Origin of the sequence: Falsiroseomonas selenitidurans (genome assembly GCF_012103215.1) — a bacterium.
In the GTDB taxonomy this organism is placed as follows: domain Bacteria; phylum Pseudomonadota; class Alphaproteobacteria; order Acetobacterales; family Acetobacteraceae; genus Falsiroseomonas; species Falsiroseomonas selenitidurans.
Genome location: NZ_JAAVNE010000090.1, coordinates 1 through 9,536 on the forward strand (window position 1 = coordinate 1; position 9,536 = coordinate 9,536).

Here is a 9,536-nt window from a genome sequence, read left to right on the forward strand (position 1 = left end):
CACCCGCACTCCGGCTTGCGCATGCGCTCGCCCCGTGAGTTCATCGCCCTGCAGTCAGCCAACCATGCCGCGTGTCCGGTTTGATGGGGGCCACTCCACAAAGGCCCCAGCCTCCCAGCCGAACGGGGACAGGATCAGGTTGGACAGCTTCAAGATGATGGACATGGGGAACCTCGTGAGGTGACCCAGGGGACAGTCCCGCTGGTTCACGCTTCATGGCACAATACTATGCCCCTATAGGGGAGGACTGATGAATGGGTGGTCTGTGTGTTTTTCTGGTCACACATCTCCGCCTATCGGTTCCTGTGCGAGCCGACCTGACCACCTTCTCCTTCCCCCTGACCGGCGCCCCGGCCTTCGTTCACACCGACGTGTGCAAGGTGCTGGAGATCGCCAACCCGTGGAACGCGGCGGCCCGCCTGGATGCCGACGAGAAGGGTCTCCGTACTGTGGAGACCCCTGGTGGCCCCCAGGAGGTGACCGTCATCACCGAAAGCGGCCTCTACTCGCTGATCCTCACGAGCCGGAAGCCCGAGGCCAAGGCGTTCAAGCGGTGGGTCACCGGCGCCGTCCTGCCTGCCATCCGCAAGGACGGCGCCCATGTGATGGGCGAGGAGAAGGTCCGCACCGGGGAGTGGACCACTGGGGACAGGCCCCCAAGGAAGCCCCGTGGCGACTTCCAGGAAGCCCCTGGAGCCTGCCGGCGGAGCGCCCGCTACTGCCCTACCGGCGAGGCCACTGGCGAGTCTGTGGGGGCGCCTGGGGAGTCCTCCAGGGGCGGCAGCTTCACGGCCTCCACACAGGCCACCTTCAAATCCCACAAGGCATCCGCATCCCGGCTATAGATGCCGAACGTGATCCCAGCGCGCTTGTGCCCCACCACCAGCGCGACAGTCGTCTCAGGCACCCCGGCCCGCTCGGCCTTCATGACGAACCAGCGGCGCCAACTATGCCAGTTGACCACCGAACGGCGCCGCCCATCGTCTTTGTCATAGACACGTCGCGCCTTCTGGTAGCGGCGGAAGCGGTCAGAGATGGCATCATACCGGCAGCCCTTGGCGGGGCCGGGGAGCAGGTAGTCCTCTGGCGCCTTGCCAAGGGATAGCCGAGCCACCGCCAGGGCAAGGTCGGGGTGCATCGGCACATGACGGCCCGCGCCGTTGGCGGTCTTCGACTTCTTCACACGAAAGGCACCATCCGCGCAGTCGCTCACCCGCAGCTCGTGAAGCTCCGCGATCCGCATGCCGGATAGGGCGGCGATCCGCATAGCGTCAGCAAGGACAGGATCGGCGGGACCACTGAGCAGCAAGGCTACCTCCGCATCGGAGAACGGGCGTTCCTGTTCAAGCTCTCCCCGCTGCCCCCCTTCGGCCAGCATTTGGCCCTTCCACGGGTTGTCGGTGGAGAAGCCTCGGCGCCTACCCAGCCATGTCCAATAGGCGGACAGGGCTGCGATGATGTTGTTAAGGGTGGGGCGCTGGCGTCCGGTAGTCAGCAGGTGCGAGGCGAAGGCGCCGGCCGAGGCGCGGGTCACCGCTTCAAGCGTGGTGGGGCGCCCCTCCGCAGCGCACCAGCCCGAGAACTCAGCAACGGCCCTGCGATAGGAAAGCGCGACAGACGGCACCACAGGCCCGTTCTTCCCCCCTTCGGCCAGCCAAGCTTCGACATGGGCGTCCAACGGTGAGGCGCGGCCGAGGGCTGTATCGAAGAAGCCGGCCACCTTGGCTTTGGCGCGAGCTGCCCCCAGGCCCGTCGCGAGGCTGGCCTCAAGACCCCGCGCGCGGTCAACGAGTTGCCCCTCAAGGAACAACACCTGAGCGCCTATAGCATCTTCGTCATCGGGCACCGCACCCTCTGCCAGGACCGATGACAGGCCCTCGCGCACCCTGGCGAACTCCTCCCGCCATGCAAGGGCTTCGTCCGCCAGAGCGTCGGACTGCGGCTTGCGTCGGGCAACTGCCAACTGGCGCTCCCAGTCGGCCAAGACAGCCCATCTGCGAAGCTGCGCCTCCCCCAGGGAGCGCGTCCCGAGGGACTTCACCAGCCGCGCCCTCCCGACCACCTCGCGAAGCGGGCGGGGCACCTCCTTCACGCAGTACCAGCCCTGGCGGCGTTGTTCGATCCAGCGGGTATCAGGCACCTCGGCCCCATCCTTGCCCGCGCCCTTCGCTCCCACACGCGCCCCCACACGATTGACCCCACACAGATGGACCGGAAGGGCGCAGAATACCAGCGTTTCCAGGGGTTCAGGGCGGCACCCGGAGATGGTCCACCCATTCCGGGCGGACGCGCCCCAGGCCGACCCGACCCGCCTCTACCCGCACCCCGGATACGCCAGCCACCCCACTTCCCTCCCCGTCGCATCCACCACCCGCCAGGCATCGACGCAGCGGCGTTCCATCATGAAGGCGCGCAGCCCCTCGCCCGGCCGCTTCGGGCCGGCGGGGGCACGGGCCAGCACGGCGCCGCCGCGCACCAGGCAATCCTGCCGCCCGCCCTCCGGCAGCAGCAGCCGCGCCGTGAGCGCTGCCCCCTCCGCCCAGGCCTCCACCACCATGGCGCGGCCCTGGCCGGCCAGGCAGGCGGTCAGCGCGGGCGCCCAGGCCGCCGCCTGCGCCTCCCATCCCGAGGCCGCGGGCGCCTGCGCCATCGCCGGCGGCATCGCCAGCGCCAGGACCAGCGCGGCCGGCATCGCCCGCATCAGTGGATCTCGGCGGCCTTGGCCAGCGCCTCGGCCAGCTTCGCGGCGCTGAAATCCGGGTCCTTGCACAGGTCCAGGATCACCTTCTCCCGCCGCGCGCCCAACTCGATCGCCGCCGGGATCTTGCGCACCGCGTCATGCGGGATGACCACCGCGCCGTGGTGGTCGGCATGGATCACGTCCTCATGCTGCACATGCATGCCGTGGATCGAGACCTCCTGCCCATAGGCCACCATGTGGACATAGGCGTGGGAGGGGTTCACCACGCCCGCGAGAAGCTGGAAACCCGGCGCCAGCATGTCCAGGTCGCGGATCGAGCCATTGGTGATGCCGCCCTGCGCGCCCAGCGCCTTGTGGACGGCCGAATGCACCTCGCCCCAGAAGGCGCCGACGCCGGGCGTGTCGTCCAGGTCCTGCAGCACCACGATGGTGGGCAGGGAGGCACGCTCGACATAGTCGTACCAGCCGATCCGCACCTTCTGGTCCACCGCCTTCGGCCGGCCGGACGGGGCGGCGGCGCGGATGGTGCCGGTGCGGGCCAGGCCGCAGATCGGCGGCAGCTTGCGGTCCGCGGCGACCAGCGGCCGCACCGTGAAGCCATGCCCGCGCCGGTCCGGCACCACATACTCCAGCGCGTTGCAGATGGTGGGCGTGTCCCACTGCCGCAGGGTTTCCAGGTCTTCCAGCGTGAACGGATGCTCGGCCATGGTGGCGTTTCCCCTTATGCGGCGGGGAGCATCGGGCGCCGCAGCGCGGGCGTCAAACCACCCATTCCCACCCCCGCGCTTGTTGCCGCCCCCCGCCGCCTGTAGCTTCATCTCCGGTAAAGAGAGGCCGCCCGGACCCCCGATGGCTGAACCGCGCCAGATCCACCACGCCAGAGGCCAGGGCTGAGCCATGCCGGACAACGCCCCGCTTCCCCCGCAGATCACCGCCCGCTCCCCGGGGCGTTCCCCTGGCCGTTCCCCTGGGCGCGGCGCCACGAAGCTCGGCGCCTGGCTCGGCCGCATCGGCGTCCGCGCCGGCCTGATCTCGCTGCTGATGGTGATGGTGGTGGGGCTGCTGTCCGGCGCCGCGCTGGTGGTGGTGGCGCGGCAGGTCACCATCATCGAACAACTCGGCCTGCGCGACCGCAACGCCGATGCGGCGGTTGACGATTTGGCGCTGAACGTGGCGGATTTCTCCTCCGCCTTCGCCAGCGTCATCGCCGGCGTGCTGCAGCCAGGCCCCAGCGCCCAGCGCATGGTGCGCAACGGCCAGCTCATCGGCGAATCCTTCGAGCGCATGGTGCAGGTGCTGGGGCCGCAGCTGGACCCCATCGTGCTGGGCGGCGGCGTCGACATGGCGCGTCGCCTGCCGGAATTCACCGAACAGGTGCGCGCCGCCTTCGCCGCCCGGCAGCGCTCCATGTTCGGCCCGCTGCACGAGGAATGGCTGGACTTCGCCTCCGCCTTCAACCGGGTGGCGACCGCCGCGCGGGTGGAGGTGAAGCGCAGCTCGGACGCCTCCCTCGCCGCGGCGCATCAGCTGGAGGTGCAGGCGCGCACCATCGTCCTGGCCGCGGCCGCCGCCGGGCTGGTGGGTTGCGCCCTGGTCTGGGTGGTGCTGGTGCGGCTGCTGGCGCGGCCGCTGTCCCGCCTTGCCATGGCCATGGTCGCCCTCTCCCGCGGCGCGGTGGAGACCACGGTGCCGGGTGCCGACCGCACCGACCAGGTGGGCGAGATGGCGCGCGCCGTCCTGGTGTTCCGCGAGAATCTGGTGGCGGCGCGCAACCTGACGGAGACGGCGCTGGAGAATGCGCGGCGCACCGCCATCGCCACCACCCAGGCGTCGGATGCCATCGGCCAGGTCTCGGATGGCGCGATGACCCAGCTGGCGGAGCTGCGCCAGGTGGAGGAAGCGCTCGGCCAGACCCAGGACGCGGTGCGGGAGGTGAACCGCACGACGCAGGACAGCAGCGACCGCGCCGATGAATCGAAGACCCTGCTGGCCGAAAACCTGGTGAAGCTGCGCAGCCTGATCGAGCTGGTGGATGCGGTGGCCGAGGATACGGAACGCGTGACGCGCATCGCCGGCACCATCGCCAAGATCGCGACGCAGACCAACATCCTGGCCATCAACGCCGCCATCGAGGCCGCCCGCGCCGGTGAGCATGGGCGGGGGCTGGCCGTGGTGGCGGAGGAGGTGCGGGCGCTCGCCGCCAGCAGCGAAAGCCTGGCGCAGGAAATCGCCGACGTGGTCCTCGTCGCCGGCCGCCGCACCCGGGAGGGCAGCGGCACCGCCGCCGCGGTGGGCGAGGCGATGGACGAGCTGGAAACCCTGGTCACCGAAAGCGCCCGGCTGGCGGGTGCCATCGCCGTGGCGATGGAGGAACAGCAGGCCACCGTCACCTCCATCACCGACCGTGTCAGCACCCTGTCGCGCATCGGCCAGTCCAATGCGACGGCGGCCGAGGAGATCACCGTGACCATGATCGACCTGTCGAAACTGGCGGCGGAAACCCGCAGCGTGGTGGAGGCCATGGCCTCGGACCGGGGGAGCAGGGCGTGAGCGAGACCGTGCTGCCGGGCGAGGATGTCGCGATCCTCGTCGTCGATGACAGCAGCTTCAACCGGCTGGTGCTGAAGCGCCGGCTGGCGGAGCTGGGCTACCCCAACGTGACGATGGCCGAGGACGGCGTGCAGGGCCTGGCGGCGCTGGAAAAGGCGCGCTTCGACATCATGCTGCTCGACCTCGAGATGCCGAACCTGGACGGCATCGGCGTGCTGGAGCAGCTGCGCGCGGCCCGCGGCGCGGCGCCGCCCGTCATCGTCATCTCCGCCCTGACGGAGATGGAGAAAATCGTCCGCTGCATCGAGCTGGGCGCCGAGGACTACCTGCCGAAATCCTTCGACCCGCCGCTGCTGAAGGCCCGCCTCGGCGCGGTGCTGGAGAAGAAGCGCCTGCGCGACCTGGCCGATGCCCGGCTGGCGGCGCTGGAGGCGGAGCTGGAATCGGCGCGCGCCGCGCAGCTGTCGCTGGTGCCGCGGGATTTCGTGGCGGCGGCGACCGGCCGGCTGGCGGTACATGCCGCCATGGTGCCGGCGCGGCAGGTGGGCGGCGATTTGTATGACTGCCTGGCGCTGGATGCGCGGCACATGTTGTTCGCGGTGGCCGATGTCTCCGGCAAGGGAGCGCCGGCGGGGCTGACCATGGCGCGCACGCTGGGGCTGATGCGCGCCGCGGCCAAGCGCCTTTCGGCCGAAGGCGGCGCCCCGGACCCGGGCGAGATCCTGCGCATGGCCAATGACGACCTCTCGGCCGACAATGAAAGCCAGACCTTCGTCACCGTGGTGCTCGGCGTGATCGACGGCACCACCGGCGCCGGGCGCATCGCGGTGGCCGGCCACGACATCCCGCTGCTGGTCGGCCCCGGCGCTGCCCCGCGGCTGCTGCAGGGGCTGCGCCGGCAGACCGCGCTCGGCGTGATGGAGGGCATCCCCTATGCGTCGGACCCCTTCACGCTGGCGGAGGGGGCGACGATGTTCTGCTATTCCGACGGCGTCTCGGAAGCCGAGGACGATGCCGGCGGCTTCTTCGGCCGCGAACGCCTGGAAGCCGCGCTGGCCAGCGCCGGCACCGACCCGCGGGCGGTGGTGGAGACGGTGCTGCGCGCGGTGACCGCCTTCGCCAATGGCGCGCCCCAGGCGGACGACATCACCGCCCTGGCGCTGCGCCTCGGCTGAGCCGCGCCGCCGCCAAGGCCGCGAAGCTCAAGCGGCGGGCAGCCGGGGGCAGGAAGAACACGCCCTGCGCCCGGCGCCTGCGGGCGGGAAAATCAGTTCGGCAGGATCGGCGCGCTGGTCACGTGGAACACGCCATCGGCGGCCAGCACGTCGCCGCGCGTGATGGTGACGGGGGGCCGGCCGGCCACCGGGGTCACGCCTTCGCGCACCATCGTCGCGGTGCGCCCGCCGGTCGGCGTGATCTGCAGCCGCGCGCGGTCCCAGGTCACCACCTGGTTGCGCCGGGCCTGGATGTCCTGGAAACGCAGCAGCGCCCAGGCGGCATTGGCGTAGACCAGGGGCTCCACCAGGGCGCGCTGCGCTGCGGTGGGGCTGGCCGGCGGGTTGTCCAGCAGCGCCAGCACCGGGGCGGGAAGCCCGTTCATCCCCTCGTTCGTCGGCACGAACAGTGTCACCGCGCCGCTGCGCAGGCCGAGGCGGGAGGTTGCGCCGCTGACCGCCAGGGCATTGGCGAAGCGGCTGTGCTCCGGCTTGCCGCGCAGCAGCGTCAGCAGATCGATGGTCCCGTCCTCCGGCAGAAGGCGGGGGGGAACGAGGCCCGGCTGGCAGGCGGCCAGCAGCAGCGCGAGGCCGCCGGCGCTGAGGGCGTGGCGTCGGGAAATCACCGGGGAATCCTTCATGTCACTGGCCTGTCGTACCGGTCACGGGCTTGGCTGGGGCAGAAAAGCGCGCCGGACTCGGCCTTCGCGGCGACCGGCCGATGCGCGTCTAGCCTTGCGGCGGGGCAGCGTCCAGCAGGCGAGGCAGCCTTCTTCGATCACCCGACCGCCACTTCGGGGGCGAACCCATCCGGCTCCAGAACGACCACCGGCTCGCCATTGCCCAGAACGCCGACGCCGCCGATGCCGGGCAGGGCCGCCAGGGCGGGGTGCAGCGGCCGCAGCAGCAGGTCCGTGCGCCGCTGCACCCGGTCAACGGCCAGGCCGAAATTGCGCCCGCCGGACCTGACGATGACGATAGCCCCCGTCGCCGGGGCGACGGCAGCCCCCGTCGCCGGGGCGACGACAGCCCCCGTCGCCGGGGCGGCGACCGATCCCGGCGCGTGCGGCCGCGGCGCGCCGCCGACCAGCGCGGCCAGGTCGAGCACCTCGCACCCCGCCGCGGTGCCGGCTTCCAGCACCGCCTCCACCCGCGCCGCCGGCAGCGCATAGGGGTGGCCGGCGGCCTCCACCAGCAGCACCGGCTGCACCGCGGCGGTCAGCGGCAGCAGCAGGGTGAAGCTGGTACCCTCCCCCGGCGCGCTGGCGATCTCCACCGTACCGCCGGCGCGACGGATCGCGTCCTGCACCACATCCAGCCCAACCCCGCGGCCGGAGGTCTCGGTCACCGTCTCGGCGGTGGAAAAGCCAGGGCGGAACAGCAGGGCGTGCACCTCCGCCTCGGCCATCTGCGCCGCCTGGTCCGCCGTCACCAGGCCGCGGGCCATGGCGCGCGCGAGCACCCGGCCGCGATCGATGCCGCGCCCATCCTCGGAAACCCGGACCCGCACCTGCCCGGTGCGGCGCGCGGCGGAAACCCGGAGCGTGCCGCGGCGCGGCTTGCCCGCGGCCTCGCGCTCCGCCGGCGGCTCGATGCCGTGGTCCACGGCGTTGCGCGTCAGGTGCAGCAGCGGGTCGGCCAGCAATTCCACCAGGCTGCGGTCGATGGTGACGTCCTCGCCCTCCATCACCAGTTCAACCTCCCGCCCCGCGGCCTGGGCGACGGCGCGGACCACGCGCGGCAGGCGGCCGAACAGGGTGCCGACCGGTACCACGCGCAATTCCATCACCGCATCGTCCAGCCGGCGCATGCCGACCGAAAGGCGGTTCTCCGCGCGCTCCATGGTCTCCTGCAACTGCCGCAGCCGGGCCAGGGCGGCGCCAAGCTCCCGCGCCGCGCCGCCGGGCAGGCGGCGTTCCAGCGCGCCCAGCGCGGCCAGCGCCTCCGCCGCGCCACCATCGTCCAGCGCCTCCGCCATCGCCAGCGCGGCGGCGCGCACCTCCGTCTCCAGCGCGATGATCTGGTCGATCGTCTCCTGCCGCACGCGCATCGTCACCGGCGCGGCGCGGCCCGGCGCCAGGATCTCGGATGCCGGCCCGGTCTCGGCCGGGGCGATCTCCAGCACCGCGCGACCGGCCGGGTCGGCGGCGGTCAGGGCGCGGCTCAGCACCTCGACATCCGCCGGGCCGGCCAGCAGCATGTCGAGATGCGGCGGATGCTGGTCGAGGACGGTGCGGCTGGTCAGCACCTCCGCCTCCGCCGCCAGCGCCGCGGTCACGGCGGCTTCCAGCTCGGCCGGCAGGCCGGTGGCCAGGCGAAGCCGCACCAGCAGCCGTCCGCCTTCCACCGCCGCGACCAGGCGGCGGCGCCCCTCCGCCCCCAGCAAGGCGGCGAAATGCGGCGGGATGCGCGCATCGGCCGGCTCGGCGCCGGGCAGCGCCTCCGTCACCGCGCCCAGGGCGGCGAGGCCGCCTTCAGCGGCGTTGCGCAGCCGTTCCACGATGGCCGGGCCCTGCGCCGCCAGGATGGCCGCCGCATCCGGATCGGCGGCGCGGTCCGCCAGGTCGCCCAACGCCAGCAGCAGGCCTTCCAGCCCCTCCAGCCCGAAGGCGGCGGCAACTTCCGCCGACTCCTCCGCCCCGGCCATGGCGGCGGTGGCGTCCCCGCCGGCCAGCGCCGATTCCACCTGCAGCGCCAGCGCCGCGAGGCGCGGGCCGAGCGCGACGGATTCGCCGCCCGCCGGGCCCGCCAGTTCCACCGCCCCCGCCGCCTCCCCGGCCTGGTCCGCCAGCAGCGCCAGCAGCCGGCGCAGGGCCCCCAGCGCCGGCAGGGCGCCCAGGCCGCCGGCAGCGGCAGCCAGCCGTTCCAGCGCCGCGGCAAGCCGTTCGAGCCCCAGCAGGCGCGCCGATTCGGCCAGTTCCGCCGCCTCGCGCAGCGCCTCCGCCCGGCGTTCCACCGCCAGCAGCGCCAGTGCTCATCACCCACGACCTCGGCGTGGTGGCGGACCATGCGGATGAGGTGGTGGTGATGTATGCCGGGCGGGTCGGGGAGCGCGCGCCGGCGGCCTCCCT

7 protein-coding genes and 1 pseudogene are annotated in these 9,536 nt (G+C 72.3%); 3 read left to right on the forward strand and 5 right to left on the reverse strand.

Annotated elements, in window-relative coordinates; translation table 11 throughout:
- Positions 1 to 254 precede the first annotated feature (254 nt).
- Positions 255 to 566, forward strand: a pseudogene (locus tag HEQ75_RS29140) (BRO-N domain-containing protein); the annotation flags it as partial.
- A 149-nt stretch (positions 567 to 715) separates the two neighbouring features.
- On the opposite strand, the gene HEQ75_RS29145 reads toward HEQ75_RS29140, so the two are convergent.
- The 3 genes from HEQ75_RS29145 to HEQ75_RS26805 form a co-directional block, all read right to left on the reverse strand.
- A complete protein-coding gene (locus HEQ75_RS29145) occupies positions 716 to 2,140 on the reverse strand; it encodes a DUF6538 domain-containing protein (RefSeq protein WP_328734993.1) in 1,425 nt (474 codons plus the stop codon).
- Between the two features lie 174 nt (positions 2,141 to 2,314).
- Positions 2,315 to 2,692 (reverse strand): hypothetical protein, encoded by a 378-nt coding sequence (locus tag HEQ75_RS26800; RefSeq protein ID WP_168035192.1) that lies wholly within the window; start codon positions 2,690 to 2,692, stop codon positions 2,315 to 2,317.
- A gap of 8 nt (positions 2,693 to 2,700) precedes the next feature.
- Positions 2,701 to 3,408, reverse strand: coding sequence for an RraA family protein (locus tag HEQ75_RS26805; protein WP_168035193.1), 708 nt, complete (start codon positions 3,406 to 3,408; stop codon positions 2,701 to 2,703).
- Between the two features lie 190 nt (positions 3,409 to 3,598).
- On the opposite strand from HEQ75_RS26805, the gene HEQ75_RS26810 reads away from it, so the two are divergent.
- Both HEQ75_RS26810 and HEQ75_RS26815 read left to right on the forward strand, forming a co-directional pair.
- Complete coding sequence (locus HEQ75_RS26810; protein WP_168035194.1) at positions 3,599 to 5,251, forward strand: methyl-accepting chemotaxis protein; 1,653 nt, start codon at positions 3,599 to 3,601, stop codon at positions 5,249 to 5,251.
- Positions 5,248 to 6,426: a PP2C family protein-serine/threonine phosphatase gene (locus HEQ75_RS26815; RefSeq protein WP_328734997.1), complete on the forward strand. Its 1,179-nt coding sequence runs from the start codon at positions 5,248 to 5,250 to the stop codon at positions 6,424 to 6,426. The genes HEQ75_RS26810 and HEQ75_RS26815 overlap by 4 nt, the downstream gene beginning before the upstream one ends.
- A 92-nt stretch (positions 6,427 to 6,518) precedes the next feature.
- Here the strand turns inward: HEQ75_RS26815 and HEQ75_RS26820 are convergent, their stop codons facing one another.
- Together HEQ75_RS26820 and HEQ75_RS29150 are read right to left on the reverse strand one after the other, a co-directional pair.
- Positions 6,519 to 7,106 (reverse strand): fasciclin domain-containing protein, encoded by a 588-nt coding sequence (locus HEQ75_RS26820; RefSeq protein ID WP_168035195.1) that lies wholly within the window; start codon positions 7,104 to 7,106, stop codon positions 6,519 to 6,521.
- Positions 7,107 to 7,243: 137 nt separating this feature from the next.
- Positions 7,244 to 9,421: a chemotaxis protein CheA gene (locus HEQ75_RS29150; protein WP_168035196.1), complete on the reverse strand. Its 2,178-nt coding sequence runs from the start codon at positions 9,419 to 9,421 to the stop codon at positions 7,244 to 7,246.
- Between the last annotated feature and the right edge of the window lie 115 nt (positions 9,422 to 9,536).

Bases quoted from the DNA above. Each gene is read 5' to 3' on its own strand.
- HEQ75_RS26810 (WP_168035194.1), top strand. From the start codon at position 3,599: ATGCCGGACAACGCCCCGCTTCCCCCGCAGATCACCGCCCGCTCCCCG.
- HEQ75_RS26820 (WP_168035195.1), bottom strand. From the start codon at position 7,106: ATGAAGGATTCCCCGGTGATTTCCCGACGCCACGCCCTCAGCGCCGGC.
- HEQ75_RS26800 (WP_168035192.1), bottom strand. From the start codon at position 2,692: ATGCCGGCCGCGCTGGTCCTGGCGCTGGCGATGCCGCCGGCGATGGCG.
- HEQ75_RS26805 (WP_168035193.1), bottom strand. From the start codon at position 3,408: ATGGCCGAGCATCCGTTCACGCTGGAAGACCTGGAAACCCTGCGGCAG.